This window comes from Candidatus Nomurabacteria bacterium (assembly GCA_020632075.1).
Lineage (GTDB): Bacteria > Patescibacteriota > Minisyncoccia > Phycocordibacterales > UBA918 > OLB19.
The window spans coordinates 601,562-627,311 of the sequence record JACKGH010000001.1; the positions used below are offsets into that span (position 1 = coordinate 601,562).

The 25,750-nt window shown below is 50.3% G+C and carries 27 protein-coding genes, 1 tRNA gene, 1 rRNA gene and 1 riboswitch; of the genes, 5 read left to right on the forward strand and 24 right to left on the reverse strand.

What is annotated here, in order from left to right; genetic code table 11:
* From H6786_02850 to H6786_02860, 3 genes are all read right to left on the reverse strand, one after another.
* Complete coding sequence (locus H6786_02850; GenBank protein ID MCB9816314.1) at positions 1-240, reverse strand: hypothetical protein; 240 nt, start codon at positions 238-240, stop codon at positions 1-3.
* A 90-nt stretch (positions 241-330) separates the two neighbouring features.
* The gene (gene rsmI / locus H6786_02855) at positions 331-1,014 is read right to left on the reverse strand and encodes a 16S rRNA (cytidine(1402)-2'-O)-methyltransferase (protein MCB9816315.1); all 684 of its coding nucleotides are present in this window, start codon (positions 1,012-1,014) and stop codon (positions 331-333) included.
* A gap of 75 nt (positions 1,015-1,089) precedes the next feature.
* Positions 1,090-1,290, reverse strand: a complete 201-nt coding sequence (locus tag H6786_02860) for a DUF2061 domain-containing protein (protein MCB9816316.1) — start codon at positions 1,288-1,290, stop codon at positions 1,090-1,092.
* 142 nt (positions 1,291-1,432) lie between these two features.
* Here H6786_02860 and H6786_02865 point away from each other — a divergent pair, with 142 nt between their 5' ends.
* Positions 1,433-2,206, forward strand: coding sequence for a manganese efflux pump (locus tag H6786_02865; GenBank protein ID MCB9816317.1), 774 nt, complete (start codon positions 1,433-1,435; stop codon positions 2,204-2,206).
* 37 nt (positions 2,207-2,243) lie between these two features.
* On the opposite strand, the gene H6786_02870 is transcribed toward H6786_02865, so the two are convergent.
* Both H6786_02870 and H6786_02875 read right to left on the reverse strand, forming a co-directional pair.
* The gene (locus tag H6786_02870; GenBank protein ID MCB9816318.1) at positions 2,244-3,191 is read right to left on the reverse strand and encodes a methionine adenosyltransferase domain-containing protein; all 948 of its coding nucleotides are present in this window, start codon (positions 3,189-3,191) and stop codon (positions 2,244-2,246) included.
* A gap of 185 nt (positions 3,192-3,376) precedes the next feature.
* A riboswitch (SAM riboswitch) is annotated at positions 3,377-3,481 on the reverse strand.
* Between the two features lie 47 nt (positions 3,482-3,528).
* Entirely contained in the window at positions 3,529-4,824 is a 1,296-nt protein-coding gene (locus H6786_02875) for a UDP-N-acetylmuramate--L-alanine ligase (protein ID MCB9816319.1), read from the reverse strand.
* 57 nt (positions 4,825-4,881) lie between these two features.
* Between H6786_02875 and H6786_02880 the strand changes: the two genes are divergently transcribed.
* The gene (locus H6786_02880) at positions 4,882-5,613 is read left to right on the forward strand and encodes a laccase domain-containing protein (GenBank protein ID MCB9816320.1); all 732 of its coding nucleotides are present in this window, start codon (positions 4,882-4,884) and stop codon (positions 5,611-5,613) included.
* Between the two features lie 41 nt (positions 5,614-5,654).
* Here H6786_02880 and H6786_02885 read toward each other — a convergent pair whose 3' ends face one another.
* The 3 genes from H6786_02885 to murD all read right to left on the reverse strand — a co-directional run bounded on the left by H6786_02885 (position 5,655) and on the right by murD (position 8,308).
* Positions 5,655-6,254, reverse strand: a complete 600-nt coding sequence (locus tag H6786_02885; protein ID MCB9816321.1) for a hypothetical protein — start codon at positions 6,252-6,254, stop codon at positions 5,655-5,657.
* Positions 6,255-6,405: 151 nt separating this feature from the next.
* Positions 6,406-6,915, reverse strand: coding sequence for a hypothetical protein (locus H6786_02890; protein ID MCB9816322.1), 510 nt, complete (start codon positions 6,913-6,915; stop codon positions 6,406-6,408).
* A 49-nt stretch (positions 6,916-6,964) separates the two neighbouring features.
* Positions 6,965-8,308, reverse strand: a complete 1,344-nt coding sequence (gene murD, locus H6786_02895) for a UDP-N-acetylmuramoyl-L-alanine--D-glutamate ligase (GenBank protein ID MCB9816323.1) — start codon at positions 8,306-8,308, stop codon at positions 6,965-6,967.
* A 100-nt stretch (positions 8,309-8,408) separates the two neighbouring features.
* Here murD and H6786_02900 point away from each other — a divergent pair, with 100 nt between their 5' ends.
* Entirely contained in the window at positions 8,409-8,615 is a 207-nt protein-coding gene (locus tag H6786_02900; protein ID MCB9816324.1) for a hypothetical protein, read from the forward strand.
* Between the two features lie 43 nt (positions 8,616-8,658).
* Here H6786_02900 and H6786_02905 read toward each other — a convergent pair.
* Together H6786_02905 and H6786_02910 are read right to left on the reverse strand one after the other, a co-directional pair.
* Positions 8,659-8,732 (reverse strand) — tRNA-Ile (locus tag H6786_02905).
* 96 nt (positions 8,733-8,828) lie between these two features.
* Positions 8,829-9,107 carry a hypothetical protein gene (locus H6786_02910; GenBank protein MCB9816325.1) on the reverse strand — a complete coding sequence of 93 codons (279 nt, stop codon included), beginning with the start codon at positions 9,105-9,107 and terminating at the stop codon, positions 8,829-8,831.
* A gap of 117 nt (positions 9,108-9,224) precedes the next feature.
* On the opposite strand from H6786_02910, the gene H6786_02915 reads away from it, so the two are divergent.
* Complete coding sequence (locus H6786_02915) at positions 9,225-9,587, forward strand: hypothetical protein (protein MCB9816326.1); 363 nt, start codon at positions 9,225-9,227, stop codon at positions 9,585-9,587.
* Between the two features lie 266 nt (positions 9,588-9,853).
* Here H6786_02915 and H6786_02920 read toward each other — a convergent pair.
* From H6786_02920 to H6786_02945, 6 genes are all read right to left on the reverse strand, one after another.
* A 16S ribosomal RNA gene (locus tag H6786_02920) occupies positions 9,854-11,292 on the reverse strand.
* A gap of 969 nt (positions 11,293-12,261) precedes the next feature.
* Entirely contained in the window at positions 12,262-13,824 is a 1,563-nt protein-coding gene (locus tag H6786_02925; protein ID MCB9816327.1) for a hypothetical protein, read from the reverse strand.
* Positions 13,825-13,890: 66 nt separating this feature from the next.
* Complete coding sequence (locus H6786_02930; protein ID MCB9816328.1) at positions 13,891-14,508, reverse strand: hypothetical protein; 618 nt, start codon at positions 14,506-14,508, stop codon at positions 13,891-13,893.
* Between the two features lie 85 nt (positions 14,509-14,593).
* A complete protein-coding gene (locus tag H6786_02935) occupies positions 14,594-15,235 on the reverse strand; it encodes a hypothetical protein (GenBank protein ID MCB9816329.1) in 642 nt (213 codons plus the stop codon).
* Between the two features lie 542 nt (positions 15,236-15,777).
* Positions 15,778-16,209 carry a hypothetical protein gene (locus H6786_02940; GenBank protein ID MCB9816330.1) on the reverse strand — a complete coding sequence of 144 codons (432 nt, stop codon included), beginning with the start codon at positions 16,207-16,209 and terminating at the stop codon, positions 15,778-15,780.
* A gap of 232 nt (positions 16,210-16,441) precedes the next feature.
* Complete coding sequence (locus H6786_02945) at positions 16,442-17,554, reverse strand: hypothetical protein (GenBank protein MCB9816331.1); 1,113 nt, start codon at positions 17,552-17,554, stop codon at positions 16,442-16,444.
* An 85-nt stretch (positions 17,555-17,639) separates the two neighbouring features.
* Here H6786_02945 and H6786_02950 point away from each other — a divergent pair, with 85 nt between their 5' ends.
* Entirely contained in the window at positions 17,640-18,332 is a 693-nt protein-coding gene (locus tag H6786_02950; protein MCB9816332.1) for a UMP kinase, read from the forward strand.
* A 43-nt stretch (positions 18,333-18,375) separates the two neighbouring features.
* Here H6786_02950 and H6786_02955 read toward each other — a convergent pair whose 3' ends face one another.
* From H6786_02955 to H6786_02990, 8 genes are all read right to left on the reverse strand, one after another.
* Positions 18,376-18,735, reverse strand: coding sequence for a hypothetical protein (locus H6786_02955; protein MCB9816333.1), 360 nt, complete (start codon positions 18,733-18,735; stop codon positions 18,376-18,378).
* Positions 18,736-18,767: 32 nt separating this feature from the next.
* Entirely contained in the window at positions 18,768-19,496 is a 729-nt protein-coding gene (locus H6786_02960) for a prephenate dehydrogenase/arogenate dehydrogenase family protein (GenBank protein MCB9816334.1), read from the reverse strand.
* A complete protein-coding gene (locus H6786_02965; protein ID MCB9816335.1) occupies positions 19,489-20,040 on the reverse strand; it encodes an AAA family ATPase in 552 nt (183 codons plus the stop codon). Before H6786_02965 ends, H6786_02960 begins: the two co-directional genes overlap by 8 nt.
* A gap of 2 nt (positions 20,041-20,042) precedes the next feature.
* Positions 20,043-21,017 (reverse strand): protein translocase subunit SecF, encoded by a 975-nt coding sequence (locus H6786_02970; protein MCB9816336.1) that lies wholly within the window; start codon positions 21,015-21,017, stop codon positions 20,043-20,045.
* Positions 21,018-21,022: 5 nt separating this feature from the next.
* Complete coding sequence (gene secD / locus H6786_02975) at positions 21,023-22,498, reverse strand: protein translocase subunit SecD (protein ID MCB9816337.1); 1,476 nt, start codon at positions 22,496-22,498, stop codon at positions 21,023-21,025.
* Between the two features lie 67 nt (positions 22,499-22,565).
* Entirely contained in the window at positions 22,566-23,384 is an 819-nt protein-coding gene (locus H6786_02980; protein MCB9816338.1) for a bifunctional 5,10-methylenetetrahydrofolate dehydrogenase/5,10-methenyltetrahydrofolate cyclohydrolase, read from the reverse strand.
* A 37-nt stretch (positions 23,385-23,421) separates the two neighbouring features.
* Entirely contained in the window at positions 23,422-24,330 is a 909-nt protein-coding gene (locus tag H6786_02985) for an NAD-dependent epimerase/dehydratase family protein (protein MCB9816339.1), read from the reverse strand.
* A 47-nt stretch (positions 24,331-24,377) separates the two neighbouring features.
* Positions 24,378-25,730, reverse strand: a complete 1,353-nt coding sequence (locus H6786_02990) for a sugar transferase (GenBank protein MCB9816340.1) — start codon at positions 25,728-25,730, stop codon at positions 24,378-24,380.
* Positions 25,731-25,750: the final 20 nt, after the last annotated feature.

Sequence of the window (25,750 nt, forward strand, 5' to 3'; positions counted from 1 at the left end):
CTATTCTAGCGTACCTTTATCAAAAAGGGAGTCAGTTGTTTCGACAAATGAGTCAGTGCCTCGTTCCCCATTACCCTTCTCCAAGCGGCGGAGGAACACGGCCCGACGGAGTACGTAGCCCACAATAATAAGAAAAATACCGATCCCCAATACCGTATACTGACGCCACATGTGTGGAATACCTAAAAAAGGAATGATCGTCAGCAGAATTCCAGAAATAAATACCAGCGTTTCTTTCATCGTTCAAACAATTCAGTGCGGACATTGTAACAGCATCATCAGTGTTTTCCCAAATGAGAAGCACATTCCGACACAGATTCACGACTGTTGCTACGTCTGGCAATTGACCAGGACGACGAATTCACCTTTTTGAGTGACTGGATCTGCTTCGAGTTCGGAGTGGAGTTCAGCCGCCGTGCCGATGTGCATGGTCTCATGGAGCTTGGTGAGTTCACGTGCGAGGTATACCTGCGCAGTCGGCACGGCGGCCGAGAGCGCTTCGAGCGTTTTCATAATACGATGCGTTGATTCAAAGAACACAACCGGCTGTGCTTCGATGGTCGGCAGACGTTCGAAGAACGTCTGCCGACCTTTCTTCTGTGGCACAAACCCAAGGAAAGTGAACTGATTACCAGCGATACCAGCGAGCGATACTGCAGCGGTCACTGCAGATGAACCAGGGATGACTTCGACTCGGGCGCGCGCTTCGCGCGCGCCCTGCACCAACAACACCCCCGGATCGCTCACGCCCGGTGTGCCCGCATCGCTCACGAGCGCAATATGTTTGCCAGCGAGCAAGTCCTCTAGTATTTGTGAGTGCACTTGCTCGCTGGCATGTGCATCATACCGCCGTAGCTTCGCCTCGATCTCATACCGCTCCAAAAGCCGCCCGGTCACCCGTGTGTCTTCACAGAGCACATAGTCTGCCTCACGCAAAATTCGCACCGCTCGGTACGTAATGTCTTCAAGATTCCCGATCGGCGTCGCTACAAGATAGAGTGTTCCTGGTTCCATAATGCCACTACCCTAGCATAAAAATAGAAAAAGGGCTGCTGTAAAGCAGGCCCTTAATGGATCCAGTCAATGACATCAGATCGTCATCAGACTGCGGTTGAACTTCCAGCGGCAAATCCGCTGCCATACTTCCTCGTGGAAGTAATATGCAACGGTGTTCACCACCGGCTCTACCAGCGCAATCGCCGCACCGACGACCACATCTCCGGTCAGCTGATACGCGACCGTAAACGCGATCGAGAAATGCATGATTGCGAACGAAATAGTCTTTACCATGATGGATTCCTCCATGTTGGCAATAAAAGAAGATCGAAACTTTATGTTTTTATTATACATGTAAATATCTAATTGTCAATAGACATTCATGTTTGTACATTTTACTGTGTCAGCAGTACCTATTTTATTGTGGAGGTAGCCTGTGGCTACATTGTCCTTCATTCTCTTCTGCGTCGGGATCGGCATTTCCCTCTCGATCGATGTGTTCTTTGTCACCTTGATGAAGCTGCGGGAAAAGAAGTCACTGCTTGACTGGGCGCTCTGGGTCGCATTCCTGCACACTCTCTTCCCCAATCTGACCTTCACGCTTGGCTGGTCGATAGAGCAACTCGGTCACTGGCCCACTATAGCAGTGAGCCTCATCGGGGGCTCACTGGTGTATATCTTCCTCTACGAGGAATTCAGCGAGAAGATCGACAAAACACCGATCTTTGCTCCGATCGAAAAGCTAAAAGATCTGCTTGGGGTCTCTCGTGAGACTGCTGGCATGCTCGTCCTTGGTACCGGCGTCAGTATCGACTCTGCACTCTTTGGGCTCACTTTTGTCGCCACCAAAGCGACCGAGGGATGGAGTCTGACTGAGACGTATGTCGCTATCGGGATTTCCGGCCTGACCGTCTTTGCGGTGACCTTCCTGACACCACAGCTGTTTCACTTGCTGGCATACATGGCGAAAAAACTCGGCATGTCGATGCAGGAAGAAGTGGCAGAGTCACACTTCTGGGCCGACCTGATGGTCTTCTCAGTGATCGGTGGCTTTGGCGCACTTGCGTTCGCCAATGTCTTGTTTAGTGAGGCAAGCATCTTGTACAGCATGCTTGTATCGACTATCTTTTGGTCTTTGCTCTTCTATCGCTTCCGCGTTGAGCTCATGACTGGCGAATGCGAAGATGCCGCGAAAGTTCTCTCAAAATAAACAAAAGCGCTGCCTATCGGCAGCGCTTTTTTGTGTACTACTTCCAAGAAAATCCTCTTCCAAAGTGACCCCATGCCGCTGTATCGGCATAGATCGGTGCATCTAGTTGCAGGAATGAACGGATACCCGAAGGAGTCAGATCATACCCTTCCACTTGCTCAGGCACCCCATCGACGATCGCTACGGCCATGAGTGCTTCGGGATGTCCGATCGCGTAGGCCAGCTTCACCAGCACAGCCTTGGCGTCCGGGTACTTCTCAAGATAATCGACCGCGATCCGGCGGGCCATGTAGGCGGCTGAGCGATCTACTTTAGAAGGATCTTTACCGGAGAACGCTCCGCCGCCGACCGCCACCTCAGGTCCATAGTTGTCGACAATGATCTTGCGCCCAGTGAGTCCTGCGTCAGCGTCAAAACCACCCTGATTCCAATCCCCCGCTGGATTTACGTGATACTCCTTTACACCAGGTATCACTTCCTTAACAAGTTGTTCAAGATCGCTCTTTGGTGCGTTCTGAAAACTCGTTACTACGGACGTAACGTTACCCTCTTCATCGATCGTCACCTGCGTCTTACCATCGTACGGATATTTTTCGTAAACCTTCTGGCATAGATTACGAGCGAGTTCATATTCCTTTGGCATGTACGTATCTGTCTCGCGAGTCGCGTAGCCAGTCATAATTCCCTGATCACCGGCGCCGCCAGTATCGACCCCTTGCGCGATCTCTGGGCTCTGCGCCACGATATGAATATCGATCGTATGCCCCTCGCCCGCGATCTCTTTTACGATCTTGGTGACATTCACCTCAGTGGCGTTTGAAGTCACTTCTCCGGTCACCAGGATCTTCCCGTGCGAACCAACTGTCTCTACCGCTACGCGACTTTTTGGATCTTCGGTAAGGTACGCATCGAGGATCGCATCTGAGATCCGGTCACATAATTTATCTGGGTGTTTCGGTGACACACATTCGGCTGTCTTAAACATAATTACACTTACTTAGTACTTGGTCAGACATTTTGGAATAAGTGAAATTCGCGGAACCAAGGAGTCTGAAGACGAGTCGTATATACATACGATGAGGCTTCAGACGACGTAGGTGACAAAGAAGTTCACTATTCCAAGATGGTCTGAAATAAAAAACACGCTCACATGAGCGTATCCAGGAGTCTTTTGCATCTGCCCTACACTGTAGGTTGAAGTTCGCACCGTTCTCGTGTGAGTGGTTGCGGACGGAGTCAGCGGGTCAAATCCCTCTTCCGTACTCTGGATACTTTCTATGAAATTGTGTTACTGCAGTATAACAGACACCGCGGCAGAAAAGTTACCGAGTCAACGCCGAAGCAAGCTCAGTCACATCCCCTGCCCCCATTACCACCAACACTTCGTGATCGGTCAGCTGTTGTCGTAAGAGCTGCTCGGCAGCTTCAAAGGATTCAGCAAAGCGAGACTCTGGCACATACTCAAGTGCCTTCACCGCGAGCTCACGACTCGAGACGCCCGTTTCGTTATTTTCACGCGCTGCGTAGATCGGCAAGAATACTACCGAATCAGCTCCAGAAAACGCCTTCGCAAAATCATCAAAGAGTGCAGCAGTGCGCGTAAACGTGTGCGGCTGAAATGCGACCACGATCCGCTTGTCAGGATAGAGCTCGCGCGCACCCGCGATCGTCGCCTTAATCTCGGTTGGATGATGGCCGTAGTCATCGTAGACCGGTGCACCATTACAATCCCCTTTAAATTCAAACCGGCGCCACGTACCCGCAAAATGTAGTAAGGCATTCTTGGCGGCATCGAGATCGAGTTTTTCATGCGTTGCCACCGCAAGCGCCGCGGCAGCGTTAAGACAATTATGTATACCTGGCTGTTTGAGCGGCAGTTCAAGGTCGACAAAGTCCATATAGTTCACCACTTCAACATCGAGTCCTTTAAGGATCGGTGCGACATTTGGATCAGTGATATTTGCGATGATCACTCCAGTATCACTCACCTGCTTCGCCAGCTTCCGAAATGCACGCTGCACTGCTGCTAGGTCTGGGTAGTAGTCGACATGCTCATGCTCTAGGTTGGTGATTACCAACACTTCCGGCTTCAAGCTCAAAAAGTCGCGCTTATACTCACATGCCTCGACGATCGCGTACTTACTCTTCCCAGCACGGTAGTTACTCTTAGTGGTCGCGCGTAACGAGCCGATCACTGCCGTTGGATCTTTCTCCGCTGTCTCGAACACATCTGTGATCATAGCGCTCGTAGTAGTTTTCCCGTGTGTACCCGCTACCGCGATGAGATAGTACGGATTCATCGCGAGCCCGAGTGCTTCAAAGTAGTTCATCATCGGCACATCAAGTTCGCGAGCTGCTTTCATCTCCTCATGCGTCTTGGACATTGCTTCGGTGTACACAATAAGCTCAATATCATCAGTGATGTTACTGGCAACCTGCTCACCAAAAATTTGCACCCCTTCTGCTGCGAGTGCTTTTGTAATTGGTGAAAGTGAGCGGTCAGAGCCACTAACAGTCTTCTTTTCAAACAGGAAGTGTCGCGCGAGCGCTGACATGCCAATTCCTCCAATACCGATGAAATGAATGCGCTGTATCTTATTGATGTTCGGTGTTGACATATTCTGAGCGTAGCATAATATCACACCTTAGAGAGTCTTTTCAAAGAGGATTTCGCGATGCAAAATATTGTTCATACAGAGTACGACGGTACGGATAGGCTGTTTACCGTTGCCATGTATGGGCCAGATGACGGCAGCCCCGCTCGCAGGCTCGCAGTTGAGCTTGGCGCAGACATGGAAGAGGCCTTCCTGATCAAATCAGCTAGCACTGCCAGCGATACAGGTTTCCGTAAGATCTGGCACCCAACCACACACGCACAGTATCCAAATCTGTTTGATGCGTATGTAGACGCAGTACACCTGACAGATCCTGAACAGTCTGCGATCCATTTCACTGCAGATTGTCCGGTGGTAGTGATCTATGACGCCATACTACACCAGCTCATTGCTACGCATGCCGGAAGACCAGCAATGAGTCCAAGTAACGAGCCTAGCGGACCGATCAGCAACATCATCACCGATTGCTGGAGGTTCTTGAATCCAATGGACCCGAATGAGGTCAATGTGATCATTGTTGGTTCAATTGCCGCTGAAGATTTTCGGCATAACCACCCAGAAGCACGAGCACTGACTAAACCGTTTGAGCAGTTTGGAGATAGAGCCTTTGAGGACCACGACCTCGGTACGATCGATCTACCTTGGGTAATCACCGAACAGTTGGCAATGTATGGGGTACCCCGAAGACAGATCCAAATGATCGGTCCCTTCACCTCGAAGACGAGCTCCCTTGCAAGTTACCGGCGAGACCGAACCAAGAAACGAAATACCATCATCACCGTTCTTCACTAAAACCAAGAAAGCGCTATGCAACGGTTGTTGCATAGCGCTTTTTATGCCTTGTACTCAACGGAAATCGGGTAGTTGTATTGAGTCCCTGGACGGTAGTCAAAGTGGAAGTACTCCCGCTTCGTTCCGAGCCGGAAGCCGTGCTTTTGCATAACCTCGATAACCCATTCCTGCATGACCTGATACCACTCAGCCACCTCGCCCGGCTTGCGCTTGTAGAAGTCGACAAACAGCGCATCAACTCCATCGTTGCCATCGCGCAAGTAGACCTCACGCTGTCGCCGGATATCCCACAATGTCACGTCGACACTGAGACCCGTTGCGTGCGGCATGTCGGTCATATTGAAGAGTCGATTTGCCTCATCAGCCTTACCCGACTCAACGCGCTTCTGGTAGACAAGCTCATAGAGCTCGACCGGACGATAGCCTTCTTTGACGTACAGCTCGTACCCTTTCTGACGAAAGACCGCATCGACAGCTTTGAGTGCATCGATCAGATGCATATGCACGAGCACCTCGTTGCCGGTAATACCCACCTCAGCCAACTCAGCTTCGGTTAGACCAAACTGCTCACGACGATCCCAGTAGTAGTTAATACCCCGAATGCCGTGTTCGCGCAGCGAAACCAAACCTTGCTCGTTCATTGCTTGCTCCTCCGCTAGCAGCTGTATCCAAGACGCATCCTAACACACCAGCACAATATGAAAAGCGCACCACACTATGTGTGATGCGCTCTGAGTACTGAGCATGTAGTGACTGTGTTTTGTGCATGTCACACAACCTCTTAAATTGTATTTACAATAGTGCTAACGCTGCGTTGCACGTTTCGATCAACGAACTGTGCAGTGGCGGAGCACTGTCGGCAAACCACTCGTACGTATGCAGAGTGCTCGCCAAGCCTGGGTAGCCGTCTTCGGCCCCAATTACCATCTTGAGTCCAGCTGTAGCGCGAAGCGTGGCCGAAAGTGCCAACTCATGACCGGTGCGCTGTCCATAATTATGGCCGTACGTCTCACTCTCGCGAAGCGGTAACCAAAACAGCCAAACACCAGCTCGAGCCGCAGCCAAGAGATGATCTCGTTCCCAGTCCATTTGCTCGAGCTTTTTAGTATCTGAGTATGGACCAGCATCACGATCATCTCGTCGCTCTGGAGAGCAGATCAGTACGTCGTCTGGCACGCGCGAAACCAAGTACGGTACCGCTTCTGCAAAGCGCCACGACGGCGCAAAGCGATTGGGTCCAGCCAAAAATAACAACTTCTTGTTTGTCAGATCAGTTCGATCTGGACAACAAAGAACACCCATATTCACCTCCGTAGTCTTGTGTGAATGAGCCTACAAAATACAACTATATCTATAGTTTGTCTACTGCTTCGATAAATGCATCGTTGCGCTCATATTCATTTTTAAATAGTCCAAATGACGCAAAGCCTGGCGAGAATAGGAGGACGTCGCCGGGCTCGCCGCAGGCGAGCCCGGCCTTAACTGCCGACTCAACACTCCCGACCACCTCAGCTTCGATCTCTTCTTTAATACAGTCTGTTCCTGTGCCAGGTAATAACACTACTTTCTTGCAGTACTGTGGGATCATCTCAAGAAGCGGAGATGGGTCAAGATTTTTGTACGCACCACCCGCGATCAAGATCACATTTTTATCATCTTCATTGCCAACTGCCTGCAGGCCGCGGATGGTCGCCTGCGGTGTCGTAGCATTGTTGTCGTTATAGATCTTTACACCATCTCGCTCACCAAGATACTGCAACCGACCCTCTACTCCCGGAAAGCTCGCCAGACCGGCGAAGATCTCTTCGTCACCCAGGCTCACGGCTTTCAGCGCCTCATACGCGAGTGCTGCATTGAGTCGATTATGCTCACCCGGCATTGAGAGTAGTGAATCCTCAGGAATACTCGAAACATCTGCCAAGACAATCTCCTGCCCCACCGACACACTACCAAGCTGCTTTGCCCATTCAAAGACCTCTGGAGTCGTGACCAATACACCAGTCTCCTCTTGATACTTAAAGATGTTCGCCTTATCTGCAAAGTAGAGCCTCATCGCTTCTTCCTTACTCCGACCTCCTGCCATGTAGTAGTTAAGATGATCCTCCATGAAGTTAGTAAAAACTGCGATCTGCGGACTGATCTTCGCCCAGCCGAAGCCTTGCAGTTGCCACGAGTCGAGCTCCATCACGCAAAGTGAATCTTCCTGTACTGCCTTGAGAAGCTGCAGGTTAGACAAACCGCGGACATTACCGCCAAGCAAGATCTTCTCACCAGTAACTTCAGATAGTACGTGGTGGATCATGTGGGTCACCGTGCTCTTGCCGCGCGTGCCGGTCACTCCGATCACCGGGACCTGCGACAGCTCCGCAAACCACGCCGCACTCTGTTTAAGTTCGACCCCAGCGGCACGCGCGGCTTCTAACTCCGGCATATTCAGTGGCGCACCAGCTCCCACCAACACATAGTCAGCCTGCGTAAAATGTTCCTCCTGGTACGACCCAAACGTAAAGCGTATGTTTGGATAGTCTTTCAGTGCGTCGACTGACGGTTGCATCACCTCGGCTGGTGCATCATCCACCACGTGCACATCGGCACCCATTTCAGCCAAGAACGCAGCATCTCCAACACCACGACCCAACAAGCCGATGCGCATCACCGTCACTCGCTTGCCATTAAAATACTCAGCATAATTCATCGCTACATACTAGATAAATTATGCAGAAAAAGCTAGTTGCATGCATACTGTACACACCATACTGTTCAACCTACCTGAATACTGCCTTATACTTACTTACATGAAAACTAATGGAAATGACAAAGCGCTTGAGTCATACAAGATCTTCCCGTATGTTGCATGGTTAGTAACGATCGGTTTTGCGATCTTTGTGTACAACATCACTGTCGAACTACAGACCGTGACAAGAGACCTGCAAGTACAGACTTCGATTCTGATGGACAAAATTAACACTCCAGCAGAACAGATCGAGGACTTTGAATCATAAAAACCGCCAGTGGCGGTTTTTATGGTTCAAGTGAAATTCTTTGTCCGCGCTCTAGGATTCGAACCTAGGGCCTTTCGAGTATCAGTCGAATGCTCTAGCCAACTGAGCTAAGCGCGGAAGTGGCCAGAACTATAGCAGATTTTTGTCAGATATGAAAGTCCTACTACAAAAAACTACTTAGCGCGGGAACGCTAAGTAGTTGGATCTATCTTCTTACTGCGCGCGCAGCTCGAAAGACGTAGTGCCGGGGCGAACGAAGATCGTGTCGTCTCGTACTGCCGGGAGATCTTCGCAACCTGCCCACCTGCCGTTGATCTTCGCATCAACGCAGTTGTCGCTGCCGAGGGTGTGGTCGACGTAGACTACCACAGTCGATGTTGGTGAGGCCTGCGACTTGGACACGCTCATGATAAGCACGGTACAGAGGCTCACAAACCCCGCGGCAAACATGAGAGCAAGTGCAATTTGACGCAAGGTGTACGTCAGCTTCATCTCCTATCCTCCTTAAAGGTACTTCAAATTCTGTGTTTAATATTTTAATACATAAAATTCAAAAGTCAATACACACCCTAAGACTTTCCCTACTTTTTGCTACGGTATAATGACTGTATGAAAAAACTTGCCCCCTACACACTTTCGATACTTCTGTTAATTCCAGTTGTTACTCATGCGCAATCAATACAAGATGCATTTATAAACATTGATGACTCATTCCAAAAGTATTTCATTCCTTTCTTTCTAGCACTAGCCTTCATCCTCTTTGCGTTTAATGCGGTTCGATACTTCATTATCGAAAGCGCCAACCAGGAAGGTCGTGAGAAGGCTCGTTCCCTGGCTCTGTATGGCATCCTTGCATTTGTCATGATCCTGATCTTATGGGGAGCAGTTAACTTCATTGCAAAAGCGATCTTTGGCAACTCTGCTCCAGGCGCACTCCCAGATCAAGACTATGTTAAATTAATGGGACCGTAGTACACGAATAAAATAGCGCGGCGCCCAAGGGCGCCGCGCTATTTTATTGCTACGTTCATTTTCATACAATGTAACAAAAGGAGTTTATGTTCACTTTTGTCTTATCCTTTGGTTAGGTCTTTCCCTAAAGTCTAATACCAGTTTGGAGAATGAGTATTATGTCTCATTATGTGCTCAATTGAGGCACATAATACCGACCAATTAGCTGTCATTGTGAATGGGTCACCCCACCACGACAACGTGTCCAATTGGAATTAATCCACGACCAGCTTCCGCTAGCCGTGCCTTGTTACGACTTAGTCCTTGTTATCGAGTTTACCGTAGGTCGCCGTAAAGACGAACTTCGGGCACTCCCGACTCCCCTGACTTGACGGGCGGTGAGTACAAGGCTCGGGAACGTATTCACCGTGACGTGCTGATTCACGATTACTAGCGATTCCAGCTTCATGTGGGCGAGTTGCAGCCCACAATCCGAACTGAGGAAAGTTTTATCAGGATTTGCTCCACCTTACGGTATTGCGTCCCTTTGTACTTCCCATTGTATCACGAGTGCAGCCCAAGGCATCAAGGGACATGCTGACCTGGCGTCATCCTCACCTTCCTCTCCCGTGAGGGAGCAGTCTCGCCTGACACTTGTAACAGGCAACGAGGGTTGCGTTCGTTTCCCCACTTAAGGGAACAGCTCAAGCCACGAACTGACGACGGCCATGCATCACCTGTCATACACCCTCGAAGGCTACTCTAGTTTCCCAGAGTATGCAGTATGATTTCTAGCCTTGGTAAGGTTTTTCGCTTATCGACGAATTAAGCCTCATGATCCACCGCTTGTGCGAGCCCCCGTCTATTCCTTTGAGTTTTAAGCTTGCGCTCGTACTACCCAGGCGGTCTGTTTAACGTGTTAACTTCGTCTCGGAGGGGGTCGATTCCCCCCAAAACCAACAGACAGCGTTTAGGGCATGGACTACTCGGGTATCTAATCCGATTCGCTACCCATGCTTTCGTGCCTCAGCGTCAGGAAAGTCCCAGTAAGCTGCCTTCGCATTTGGTATTCCCCTCGATATCAACGGATTTCACCCCTACACCGAGAGTTCTGCTTACCTCTGACTTCCTCTAGTGATGCCGTTTCAGATGCGAGCTTTGGGTTGAGCCCAAAGATTTAACACCTGACTAACATCACCGCCTACGCACCCTTTACGCCCAGTGAATCCGGATAATGCTTGGGGCCTCTGTATTACCGCTCCTGCTGGCACAGAGTTGGGAGCCCCTTATTCATGAGCTAATGTCAATAAACTTCTTCACTCATAAAAGGTGTTTACGTGCCTAAGCACTTCATCCACCACGCGGCGTCGCTCCGTCAGACTTTCGTCCATTGCGGAAGATTCTCGACTGCGGCCTCCCGTAGGAGTATGGACCGTGTCTCAGTTCCATCGGTGGGGGTCAGGCTCTCACCTCCCCTAGCCGTCGTAGCCTTGGTAAGCCGTTACCTTACCAACAAGCTGATAGCCCGCAGGCCGTTCCAAAAGCGATAAATCTTTACCCCGAAGGGACCATCAAGTATTGCGCCGACTTTCGCCGGAATATCCCTGACTTTTGGGTACGTACCTACGTGTTCCTACCTCGTCTGCCGTGGGTCTAAACCCACTCGACTTGCATGCCTCATCCACGCCGCCAGCATTCATCCTGAGCTAGGATCAAACTCTAATTTAAGACAGGTACACAAATGTGTATCTGCGTTTTGCGAGCAGCCACTCACCGAAGAGCGCGCTCAAAAGCAAAACGATTTACCTAAGGATAAGACAAAAGTATCTATAAACACTTTTGTCTTGTGCTCACATATCTTTGTGGAAAGAATATGTGTTATTGCTGTGTGATGCATACCATTCTGATCAACAAAGTTGATCACAACAATATACTTCTCATATCTATAGTTGGGCTATAGATATGTTGTATGAAAATGTCAACGTACACACTGATCCCTTTCGGAAGTTCTCCTCGGAACTTACCCGTGAGAAAAGTGCCTCAAGGCACTCTTGTATTACCTCCGATGAACAGTGGCGCCATTATACAGATCGCTAAAAAAAATGCAAGCGTTTCCTGAGGAAAGAAATTCAGAACCCATCCCTGCAGCTCGCTGCAGCCATAATCTCCCCTTGGTCGGGGTCGATTCTGGCTAAGCGCCTACATAAATTCAGAATAATCGCTGCGCTCATTTCTTCATTCAAAAACTTTGCAAGTACTTTTTGGGTATATTTTTGTAAAGTATCAACAATGCAAAATCACCAACTAAGAAACCCGTATCACTGAGTCCATTTCCATAAAAAATAGAGCCTCCGGCGCGTGACGCGGCCAGGAGGCTCAGGCTGACTCGAGAGCACACACAATGTGGTGCTCGACCGAATCGAAGAACTGTTTGTTCTGAATTAGGAAACAATTTGTATGTAGAATCTTTGGTGACAGTTCGGTGAAAGTTCGGACGGGTTAGGTCGTACAGGTCACGTACAGGTCACGTTTGATTTCACATGTTGTTGCAGCACATCTTTCAGCAACGGTTCAGACGGGTTAGGTCGTACTTGGTTACGTACTGTATACACTGCATCAGCATTCGGTAAGAGAATGTTTAGGAGCTCTTTCTCCTTGTCACCGGCCGCAGTTGCGGCCGGTGACTTTTTCTTCCTTACACTGCCTGTGCAACAGGGTCACCCAAAGGGACCCGGCCGTTCATGACAGCGTTCTCGAGACGAAGCTTCAAGCGCTTGAGCGCAAAAGCCTCACCTGTCTCCTGACCACTCACTTCGTTACGCACCACATCTGTTTGCACCTGACCCTTCGGAGTATGTTGCTCCCTCCAGATCTTGATAACAAACGGACGTTTTTTGTACGTACCTTTCCATTCCACCGCGTACTCCTTGCCTTCCGTCAGGTTGGCGAGCATGTCGATGGTCAGATTGGACGAGTTCCATTTCGGCATCTCATCCGCAGGATTGTGAGCTGCCACGTCGAGCGCATCTTCAGCCATATGTACAGCTTCCGATGCTTGCCGCTCGACAGCTGACTGCCGCATACGAAGCGACGTGCGCAGAGCAGGATCATTGCTTCGCTTGTCTCCGAACAAGTACACACGATGGCGTGCTACCTGTTTCGCAAGATTGCCGACATCCTTCCGGGTCTTGCGACCCAAGAGCCACGAGATCAGGACTGCCAGCAGTACGAGTACCGCTGCGACGACGGCCGCCGTCCACACCTGATACTTCTCAGGGTTGAAGGTGTAGCTCTTAGCGAGATCTTCACCACCCCAAGCCAGCACCAGGTCGTGCAAGAACGGCTTCTCCAGCTTTTTGATACGACCATCGAAAGTAGACACCGTAGCACCCATTTTCTTAACCGTCTCTCCAAGATTGGAGATGTTGCCAGCATTCTCAGCAATGGCCCCGTTGGCCACGCCGATCTGCTCCGCCATCACCTGATAGCTTGCCTCAAGCTTTGCGGTGCGTTCCTTCAGGCCACCAATTTCGAGCCCATGGAGACGTACCGTGTCACGCAGCTTGCCGATCTGGCCTTCGAGTGCAGCAACAGCGTCATCGAGCATTTTCGGTGCCACGACTCCAGCCGCTACCATCTTCTCGGCCTTGGCCAGCCTCGCGTCGAGCTCGACATCAGCTGCCTGCAGTCCTTTGATCTCGTTGATCTGCCGCAAGAATTCTGCCTTGTCAGCATCGCTGACGCGGTTGTTCTTGCTATTGGCCCCCATGACCGTGATGAACTGCCGTACCGTCTGGAGCTTCCCAGCTGCCAGTGCGGCCTGCCGACGCGTTTCCATTTGCGTCGTCAGTTCGGTCTTGGGAACGAGTCCCAGGTAGACACCGTACTCCACCATATCCTTCAGGTGACCGACCGGCATATCCGGCGTCACTTCACCTTTCAGCGACATGTTGCTTTCGCTCATCACGTGATGGACGAAGCCGTACGGCTGCTGCTTCGCTTCGCTCAAGCGAGCGAAGGGTGCAGCACAGTGCGTCTTTGCGTATCCACGCAGCAACTCACCCACCTTGGTCCGCGAAACCATCGTGTCACCGGACTTGATCCCCAGCACCCGCTGGGTGTTTGTCCAGTCAGATTCGAAGGTGGCCGGGTCGCCCCAGACCCCTTCGCATGAGTACACCGGCTCTGCAGCCGACGCAGCCAGACTGGTCACCATGAGGAGACCAGCCATGAAGGCTCCTGCAAAAGAAAGTTTCATGAGTTTATCTCCCCATTTTTACGTTGAGTTTGCGGAGCCGGCGGCCGTGAGGCCGCCGGCAATTCCTTACCGACGCGGTGAGAATGCCCCACCGCAGCAGTCGCCCCCTGATGCGTTAAAGTTGAGATCAACCCCCGCACCAGCACTGGACTCCGAACCAGAGATCGCTCCTGCCGAGCTGTTACCACCCGCGTTGATGAGAGTGGTATTTCCGGCACAGTTGCCGTCTTTACAGCTGTCGGCACGAATCTCGGCGGCCCAAGCACCATGTCCAAGAGCGGACAAGAGCTGAACGCCGAGCTTCGCTACGAAGCGACCATTGGCCTCTTGCGAGAACGGCTGCGTCAGCAGAACAACGGGCTTACCGTTGTTCAGCTTCATCGTTCCATCAGGCCCTTCGGTCTGGTAGATGATGAGTGCTCCGACCTCCATCCCCATTTCGCTGGTGATGTGTCCTTGATACACTGCAGCCTGGTCGAGCAGTCGGTTACGAAGAATCGTACCGGCTGTCTTCCCTTCACCAAAGTGCACCGGGAATCCGGCACGGTAGTCAGTCTGCTGTTTCTTGAGCCAGCGGTCCGACAGAATCGGCATCTGAGTATCGTACTCAGTGCGTTGATTATCATCCCACTGGTTGACGTACGTGTCATCCGAGACACGCTCGATCGGAGCTTTGGGACCCAATGAAGAGCACCCCGTAGCTCCGACTACCAAGGCCGCAAGCAGCGACCGCGAGAAGATTTTCGTCTTCATTCTACATCTCCTGTTGTTAGTCGCAGATCACGCGGAATTGCTGCGGCATGTTCACGGTATCTTCGATTCGAAAATCGAAACTCGGAATATACTGATCGTCAGTACAGCAGCATCCAAGCACTTGGCTCGGTAGATGCAGACTGTGATCACCATTGATCGGTTGACCTGTCGCTACGATCCGACACTCAGGCTCGACCGGAGGGGTCGGGGCTGGAGGCGGTGGTTTGGGTGGATCGTAGGTAAACCCTGCGTTGTTGCAGCTCTTGCCCGGGTCATCCCGGAACCAGTAGCTGAACAAACCCTCACCAAGCGGACAGATGAGCGCCTTGTCTTCGCGGCCAAGCAGTTTTTCAACCAGCTCGGTCACGCCATGATGACCATTGATGAGGCCATTCATGTAGAGAAAGACGATCTCGTCTGGTACCGTTTCCCAGTAGCACTGCTCGGCAGCCGAATACTTCTCCGGATGCTCATACTTGTCCCGGGAGGTAAAGCAAGTTTGCTCTACCATCAGAGGTTTGAGTCCCTTGAGGAACTCTTTCTCTTCCTGGGTCTTACCTGGGAAACCAGCCGCAAGATCAGACCGATAGTGATCGACCGTCCGAAGACATTGGTCGAACAACGATCCAGGTGTTGCGTGGAATGACGAGTATCGCATCGATTTCCACTTTCCCCGAGGGGCAAGCGGAGTCGACGGAAACTCTGTTTTGATTTGGGCGTCGCCTGCGGGCTCTGCCACAGACGAGGTTGAAAAACACAGGCAGCCGATGGCTACCATCGCAATCCAACCGAGCGCCCGCAAGCGTATGCTATGCATTGTTGTTTCCTCTTCAGTTGTGACGAACGCGGTTCCCTTATCATGACACCACGAATGATCCGTGTGTCAAGATATAATCCGTGGAGGGTTTTATAGCATACTTTTAATAAAAAATCAAGTGATTATTGAAGCTTGTCCTGCAGTCAGATCTAGCGACACAAAATCAATGCTGTAAGCCCTTGACCTGTTCCAGGAATCGGCGGCAGGCAAAAGCCGCCGATTCGGAACTAAATTCGTAATATACTCTTCGAGTATTTACTCATTTAAAAAATGCCCTACCGGGCTGGTAGGGACATGGATGTATTGATCACTCGAAGAGTGTCAAAGGTTAGGATGCGGTGACCCAAGCAAGCTTGAGTCACCGCGACAGCGATGCGACCGAGTTACTGGCCGGTACTACCCCGGCTTACGCCGTAGGTGACACCGATCAAAGTTTCGGCGACCGAACGGTTGGCGACTCCCGCTGCCTGGCCGGGCGTGTTGCTGACGGCCTCACCGAAAGAAAACACATGCTCACTGGCGAGACCCTGGAAGCTTGCCATGACGCTTTCGCATCCATTTGCGCAACCCTGCAGACTGAGGTCGATCTGCTGGTTCAGCGAGAGGTTACCCTCCTTGATGACGTGAGCGACCGATTCGTCGCCTTCGGTGTTCACGACACCTTCACCGGCGATGCCACCGACTCCATTGAGGACCACCTGGAGGGTCTCGATGGGCTGAACGCAGATTTCCGGGTCGCAGGCCGATGCATTGGTCACGAGGCCGAGTGCCAGTGCTGCCGAGGCAGCGGTCAGTGCGAAGAACTTGGTTTTCATGTCTCATCCCCTTCTGGATTGACGTGATGTATGTGTTGGCAATGCGCCAACGGTTCTTGCCCCACAGCGTGGGACAAGGTTGGTGGTTTCCAGAATTTTGTTCTGGAAGAGACCAACACATGACCACGTCGTGAAGACATGCCAAAGCTAGCATACATTAGAAAAAAGTCAAGCCTCAACTGTTGACGTTGCGGCTTGACCTCGCTTGGCTTCTGGAACAGAATGATTTCCCTTACTCCTCACCAAAACGCAGCTCCTGTGCGCGATCCTTGAAGTCGATCTGTTCTTGTTGTTCAAATCCAGATTCTGGTTGCCACAATTGTTCAAACTCAGCCATATCTTCTTCACCACCTGATGGCATAAATGATCCAAGCACACCAATGATCACAAGCACAACATACTTCCACTTATCAGTACCAATTCCACTAGCCTCTGTCACTGGTCGTGCTGCTACTAAATGACGGAACAAAAGCACGTTGAAACGGAAAGACCAGATGCTTGTAAATACGGCATACACAATAAAGAGGAGTCCCCCTGCTGCGATTAATCCAATATTTCCAAGCAGGTCTGGATAGTCTGCCTCTCCGGGAATGCCCAGGAAGAAGATCATTGCAACAACAGCCCCAATAACCATAACTACCATCGGCAACGCAATAATAGACACGAATAGGCCCTTACGCCACAAGAGCGGCCACCAGTTACCCTTACCTAGTTCACGGGCCCGAAATACTGAGGACAGACCAGTGAAACCTTCCATGATGTATGCGTACACCATGAAAGAAATGAATGGACCGATCACAATATACGGAATGATGATACTACTCGCTCCTTGGACGATCAGCATCATCAGTAACATGACCCATAGCCCAGACCAAAAGAAATGTCCCTTGGCCCAATCCCAGCCATCCTTGAGACGTACTTCAGCCGCATCAGAATCTGTTGCAACCACCCGCTGCACAGCCAAACTGAAAACCAAGAACAAGAATGAACCACCAACCGCAACAATGAACATCAGCGCTCCAGCCACGATCGGTTGCGCCGTCATAAGCATTGCCGACAAACCTAGGAGCGCAACAAAAACCACAAACAGCAATAATGTCCATCCCACAAGTGACCACTTCTTCCAAGCGTACGACAAGCTACCCATAAACAGACTGCCGAAACTCGGTAACAAAACGGCGTCTGTACTGACCGGCGTATCACTGCCACTGTGCTGTGCTGCGGTGATCGCAACCTCAATAACAGACTCATCGTGGCCCGCGGTACGCATCTCAGCCTTGATCGACTCAACATCGTGACCTAATGATAGTCGTTCTTTCACTGCTGCGAGTAATTCTGGAGACATAGAAATAAACTGATTAACCTGGATAAACTTATTCGTAGCATACCATTTTGCAGGCGGGAGTGTTTAGCGTACAATGCACAACAATATGGATACACACGAAACGATCGTTATGTCAGTGGGCGGATCGCTCATTGTGCCCGACCAAATCGATACTGAATTCCTCAGTACGTTTAAAAAATTTGTAGAAGCAGAGATCGCCGAAGGAAGGCGATTTATTATTATTGCCGGCGGCGGCCGCACCGCTCGAAATTATCAGGATGCGGCCGCCGCCGTAGCTGAACTCGCCACCGACGACCTCGATTGGATGGGTATCCACGCCACTCGCCTTAATGGCCACCTACTCCGCACCATCTTCCGTGATTCTGCCCACCGCGTGATGCTCACCAATCCAGACGAGATCCTCGATGTACCAAAGGATGAAAAAGTGGTGATCGCGTCTGGCTACCGACCAGGCAGCTCGACCGACCTTCGTGCAGTCCAGATCGCTGAACTCGTCGGTGCTAAGAAAGTGATTAACCTTTCAAATATCGACTACGTCTACACCGACGACCCTCGCACTAACCCAGACGCAAAACGGATCGAAAATATCAGCTGGGGCGAGTTCCGTGCCCTGATCCCAAGTGAGTGGGATCCAGGACTGTCTGCCCCGTTTGATCCGATCGCCGCTAAGGCCGCTGACGAAAAAGAGATCGAGGTTGCCATCATCAATGGCAACAAGCCAGACGCACTGACTGATTATCTCCACGGAAAAGAATTTATTGGAACAAAGATCGCGTAGATAACAAAAGCGCCGGTCCCTTCGGGACCGGCGCTTTTGTTATCTACGCACGCTTCACTTTCAGCAGATGACGCAAGTATCGTAGTTCAAACAACTCCAAAACCACGAGCATGACAACACTCAATAAGATCAGGTACACACTGGTCGCCTGAATGAGTGACAATGTAAAACCGATCATGGTTGGTACTGTATCGGTGTGAATCGTTGTTGGAGCTGCATGATTCATTTCAAAATCCATCAGGACCGGCTGAGCTTGTGGCACACCAAACAACACTGCCGCGGATAAACAAGACATCTGCCCGGCGCCACACTGTGTCACGATACTCTGAATAGTAACAACACTAAACGCCAAGAGTCCGATCACACCCAGTGCGGCCGCCACCCTTCTTATTGAATCTTTCATAGTACGCTTAGTATAACAGAGAACGACACACGCTATTGCAACTCTTTGTACACTGACTCCTGCGCATCATGAAGCCGCTCTGCAACATTCTTACAGTACGGATTGAAGCGATACACATCTTCAAACAGCTTCATATCGTCTTTCACGCTCTCAACCGCATCCATCAAAAATTGGAATGAGAGCGTATCGATCTCGGTTCGATTAAAGCCAGCTCGCACGATCGACTGACCAATGTAATGTGTCAAAAACAAAGTCTCCGCCAGACGCTTATCATGTTCATCGGCGGTCATCTCAATAATATTGAAACCAAAATCAGCAAACTTCTGCTTCAGCATCTGATACATGTCGTTCTTGAGCGCATAGTCAGTAACCACAATACGGAAACCACTCACATCGCCTTTATGTTTTTTGTAACTAACCGGGCCGAACATCGGATGTGTCGAAATAAATCGACGCCCATCGCAGTGCTTGTGACAAAGCTCGCTGGTGTGTTTCTTTACCGTTGCCACATCGATCAGCACCGTCTCGGGTAGTGCATGTTCGAGCACTGCCAACATCCGCTCTTCGTACTCACTGATACCATCGCACAAGATGACCACATCTGACTGCGCTGCGGTCTTGAGGTCAAAGAAGTTCTTGCCGTCTGGCTCGTGCCGTCGGGAATGCACTCGAAACTCAACCTCTGGAAAAAAGCGCTGTCCCAGCTCAAGCAAGAACTTTCCAAAGTTTCCGTGTCCAATGATGCCAACTGTATTAACCATGATGTGTACTTAAAAACTGCTCAACTTCAGCTTCTAACGCCTCAATTGAATCGGTGTTCATAATCACGTAGTCCGATTCTTTAAGTGCACCAAAAATATCCTGCTTGGTTGGATCGTCTGGATTCATCTCACGTAATTCTTGAGCGTGCCACTCTTCAAATGACACGTGGTCAGTCTCACTTCCCCGCTTCACGATACGTTCGTACCGGATCTGCGGATCAGCATCAACACCAAGCACAAATCCTCCCTGCTCTTTGATGTACTTTGCTTCTGCGACGGCTCGTATACTTTCTATTACCGCATCGCCGCCACATTCTTTCGCTCGTGCTACCAACTGTTCAAAGATAAATGTTGGACCACCTTGTTTCCGAAGATCATTTGCGGTCTGTGTCAATGTATCTCGATTGACCGGCAAGCCTCGCTTCTCCACTTCTTCGGTAATAAGCGTACGTGCTGAAAAATGACTGAAGCCTTTCTGCTTCACCAAATAATCAGCCACACATCCTTTTCCTGCACCAAATGAACCTGTGAGACCGATGAACATAACTATTTCGTTTTTTTAGCAGCCTTGTACATTGCGTACGTCACCACGAGTGGGCTGGCAATACAGATCGAAGAGTAGGTACCTGCGAGTACACCGGCCAGCAATACCAGCGCAAAGGTCTGTGTCACTGAACCGCCAAAGAAGTACAGACCAAGGAGCACTACCAAGGTTGTTACAGATGTGTTTATAGAACGAGCCATAGTTTCAGAAACTGCTGAACCGACGATCTCATCGTATGGCTTGGTGAGTGTGTAGGTGACTTCTTCACGCACTAAACCACCTGGCTCAGTATGCTTCTTGCGGTGTTCAGTCCGGTTCTTGGTCAAGTTTTCACGCACGCGGTCAAACACCACAATAGTGTCGTTGACCGAGTATCCCAGTACCGCCAAGAGAGCCATCACAAAGAGCACGTCTACTTCCACTCCAAAGGTGTAGCCCAAAATACTCATAAGCGCAGTTGGCACGAGCACATCGTGGATGAGCACAAAGATCGTGATCGCGCCATACATCCATGAACTGACCGGAGTACCGATACCAGCAAACGCAAACGCAACGTACAAGACAATAATTGAAACTACTCCAAAGATGGCCCAACCGGCCTTTCCTCTAAGCTCCTCCCCGATCACTGGACCAATAGAGGTAAATCGAGTCACTTCTCCTCCTTCACCGATCTGTGTAACAGCTTCAACCAACTCACCACGCTGCTCATCGGTCAGATCTTGCGTACGAATGAAGTAGGTATCTTTACCAGATTCATCAACCGACGCGCGAACTGAATACTCTGCAAAACCAAAGCCACCAACTGTCTCCTCAACTGTTTCTTTTGACGGAGCTGCTTCATATGACACCTCAGTCAGTGAACCTCCTGTAAAGTCGAGACCTAAGTTGAGTCCAAGAGCGCTGATAATGATTGCGCTTCCAACCATTACGACCGCAGCAATGGTCAACAACAATTTTCGATAGGTAATTACAAACATACGCGTTACTTTACGAGACCATTACCGAATAAAAATGATAGTGGTTTGCCATCCTTCTTTTTCACATCAGGCAATGCAACAAGTAGCGTTCGAGTGATCACCAGTGCCGAGAACATAGAAACAAGTACACCCATACCAAAGACGAGGGCGAATCCTTTCACGAGGGACGTACCAAACCAGAACAAGATGATCGCTGAGAGAAGACTGGTGATATTACCATCACGGATCGCGCTCCACGCTCGAGAGAACCCAACAGTTGCAGACTCCCGACTACCAGCACCATTCTTATACTCCTCCTTCATGCGCTCAAAGACGAGCACGTTAGCGTCGACTGCCATACCGAGCGAGAGGACGAAACCAGCGAGACCAGCAGCAGTGAGTGTAACTGGTACCAACTGGAAGAGGGCAAGCATAATGATAATGTATGAGAACAATGCTACACCAGCTACTAAGCCTGGCAAGCGATACCACAACACCATAAAAAGCAGTACCAGCCCAAGACCAATGACACCCGCTTCGACACCACGATCAAGTACTTCAGCACCAAGTGTCGCACCGATGGTTTGTGTGCTCTGAAGCTCGATCGGTACTGGAAGAGCACCGAAGCTTAAGTTTTTTGCAAGCTCACGCGCTTCCTCTGGAGTAAAGCCACCTGAAATGATCGCTGTTCCACCAGTGATCGGCTCATTGATAACCGGAGCAGAAAGCAGTTCACCATCAAGGAAAATACCGAGCTGGTGTCCGACATTATTTCGAGTAATTTCAGCGAACAGGTCAGATCCCTCTGCGGTAAAGCGAACCGCCACTAACGGTTCATTAGAAAGCTGTCCCGAGTTTGAGCCTGCAAACTGCAAAGTAGCGGTTTCCAAGTACCGACCAGTTAGACCCGTATCTGTAAATGGAAGCGGTAATTCTTCTGCCGCCGTTGCTGGGTCTACCATTTCTCCATTGATCTCAACTGCACTGATCGCTGCACCAGTGCCACTGGCTGATTCGGCGAGAGAGCTGAGGCTCTGCAAGGTGTCATACTGTGCTGCCAACTCTTCACTGTACAACTTGAATTCAAGAAGTGGTGTCCGACCGATCTCTGCTACCGCTTGACTCACGTCGGTCACACCAGGAAGCTCTACCACCAACCGCTCTACCGGCTGATCAGTCACGAAGCTACTGCGTTCTACTTGCACGATCGGCTCTGATACACCAAAGACGTTCACACGGCGTTCAATGACATCACGCAATACATTCATGAGTTCAGGTATTTCTGCTGGCGCAATATTCGAAGTGTCTGCTTCGTATACCAAGTGCGACCCGCCAGCGAGATCAAGACCAAGTTTAAATGGATGCTCAGAGTCAGGCAGGACCGCATTACTTTTAACTGTCAATGCCAACCAGCCCAATAAGCCGATCAGCACCAACACTCGGAACCACCGCAAAAATGCGACTGACTGCTCCGAGGGTTGCTCTTTCGTGGATTTAGACATATATAAGAAAAACTATGGTTCCTGTTATACCACACACTGGCCTCGCTCTGCACTCTACACAAAAAAACTATGTGTTTTCTGCTTTTTTAACTTTTTCTCCAGAAAGAGAAACGAGATTGTGAAGCAAGTACGCAATAGTGATCGGACCAATACCACCCGGCACTGGCGTGACCAATGCTGCTTGTGGATAGACATCACGATGAACATCGCCCACCAATTCACCACCATCTTCAGAAGTGCCCGCATCAAAAATGATCACTCCTGCTTTGATCATGTCAGGAGTAATAAACTGCGGCTTACCAACACCACTCACAATAATGTCTGCTTGCTGTAATACGTGAGGATCGAAGGTATCTTTATTGAGCACTGTTACTTCAGCACCTGCTTGCCGCGCATACGCTGCAGCTGGTGCTCCGACAAGCCTACCTTCACCAAGCACCACCACTTGCTTCCCGACCCACTCGACTTGGTGCTGCTTGCTGATCTCGTCGATGGCACCGACCACTGGCGACAAACACGCTGCTGGATCATGACCAAAGACAAACCCATCTGGATCTTTCTCGACTGGCACGGTAGCCAATACCGCCTGCATATCAACTTGAACAGGAAGCGGTAACTGCACCACTACCCCATCGGCTTCAGGCGCAACTCGAGAGACACATGCGATCACATCGTCTGTAGTGACCGTTGCAGGTAGCTCGACCACATTAAGTGCAATACCAACTTGTGCGGCTTTTTCTTTTTTCATCGCTAAGTAGCGCTGCGTCTCGAAGTTGGGAGCGCAGGTAATGGCAGTGAGTCGCGGCGCGCCCGAAGGGCGCGCCGCGACCACTGCCGCTACATCAACTAAGATCCTCTCTGCAATTGCTCTACCCTCCACGATCATAATGGCGGCAGTATAGCAGACTTTGTACTATTTTGGGCTAGAGTCCAGCGTCTTTTTTGAGTGCTGCTACCCCATCCTCGATCTTCACTTTTGGCTCCCAACCCAAACACTTCTTTGTCTCAGTAATATCTGCCATGGTCCGCTTTGGCTCTAGTCGAGCAGCCACGTACTCGATCTCTCCACCGATCATCTTGGCGAGTTCGTTGATACTCGTTTGCTTTCCGGCTCCCACATTAAAGACCTCGCCATTCCCTACTGTATCGAGTGTTGCAGACTTCATGACCGCGTCGATCACATCACTAATGTGCGTAAAATCTCGCGTCTGTTCACCATCACCAGTAATGGTCATCGGCTTCCCTTCTTGGCGCTGCTTGAGAAACTTGCCGATCACCAGCGCATACGCCCCTTCCGGATCGAAGTGCGGACCGTACACATTGAAGAAGCGGAGTGACACCGTCTTAAGACCATAGATCTCACTCCACAGACGCATCAGCTGCTCACCCACATGCTTCTGGAGCGCATACGGGCTTTTTGGTTGTGGCGGTAGATCTAGTGATAGCGGCAAAGTTTCCTGATCACCGTAGGCCGAACTCGACGCCGCGTAGACAATTCTCCCTACCCCAGCCGCACGTGCCGCTTCAAGCACCGAAAGTGTTCCATTCACATTCACATCATGTGTTTCCTTTGGATGCTCGATCGAAAACTGCACTCGTGGCAGTGCTGCCAAATGGACGATCACGTCAACACCACTGCATAACTTGGTCAGCTCTGCTGTATTACGAATGTCTGTCTTATGAAAATCAACCGCATCCGGCAAACGTGCCGGGTCAGTCCCCGCACTGAGATCATCAACCACTTTCACTGTATGACCCTCAGCGACCAAGTACTCAGATAAGTTGGTTCCAATAAAACCAGCGCCGCCGGTGATCAAAAATGTTTTTGCCATAGTTACTACTTATTTTTATGTAGTTTCTATAACTGCACGAATCTCATTTAAGTTCCAGTTCTCATTAAGATAGTTGCAATGGTCTTCATTGCGATCTGGACATCAAGTAGGAGCGAGCGCCGCTCAAGATAGAAAAGGTCATAGGACAACTTTGTGACCGTACGTTCAACATCAAGTCCACCTCGAGGCACATCAAAGTTGTTGATCTGTGCCCAACCAGAAAGACCAGGCTTCAAAAAGTGACGCGCGTTGTAATACGGAATCCTCGTTGCGTACTCAGAAGCAAGTGCAGGCATCTCCGGTCGAGGCCCGATAAATGAAAGATCACCTCGCAACACGTTCAAGAGTTGCGGCAACTCATCGATCCGAGTCACTCGCAAGATGGAACCGACTTTTGTATCGACAAGTTGACTACTGAGCGCCTGCGAACCAACATCAGCACCATTCTTGGTCCTAAACTTGTAAATAGTGACTGGGCGGTTGTACTGACCAACTCGCACTGTGGTGTAGAACAGTGCGCCGCGATCTTCGAGCTTGATCGCCAAAGCAACAAGAGGAAATAATAGCGCCGACGGAAGCAATAGCATCAACGCCCCCACAACATCGATCGACCGTTTCACCACATCGTAGATCGCCTTCTTTGACTGCGAGATATTTGAGATAAACCAATCGTACCGCAGCGTGTTGACCGGCACCCGATCGAAGGTGTCCTCATACAGACGATTGAAGTCTAGAAACGTGAACTCAAAACGCAAGAACGACAGATCAAACAAGACTGGCAGGAATGATCTGATGTGTTTCCCGGTCGAATCAGCAACGATCAGTTCCACCCGCTCCTTTTCCATGAGAGCCAAGATCTTACTTTCAAAATCCGGTGTATTGATGAGTGTCTGTTCGTCAACGATCCGAATGAAGTAATAATTATACCGATCGTTATGATTGATCTCGTCCACTAACTCCACCGCTTCTGGACCATCTGCGATCAAGATCGCTTTATGTCGTTGCTTTGGTGACAAACTCGGCACTAAGCGAAGTCGCCACGCACTTACCAAGATCGTCGAAATGATCAGATACAACACCAGGTTTGTCTTCGGTGTGATGCCGAACGGAATAATGAAGAAGAGGACACCTGCCACTACCACATTGATGATCTGCGCGTACAAAATTCGACTGACGAGCAGTTTCTTAAGCAAGTTGGTGTGTTTGTCATACAAGCCAAGGATGAAGAACACAAACAGCCAAACACCGGAAAAGATCAAAAACGGTGGCACGTGCATTTCGAGCCGTTCGAGGGTGGGCAGCTCAAAATAGCGCACTAGCAAGGTCAGCCACAGTGCGACATTGAACGCAATAATGTCTCCCAAAATAAGGATTGACAATTCTCGGGCTCGTTCTCCCATAAATGTGTTAAATCCTACCT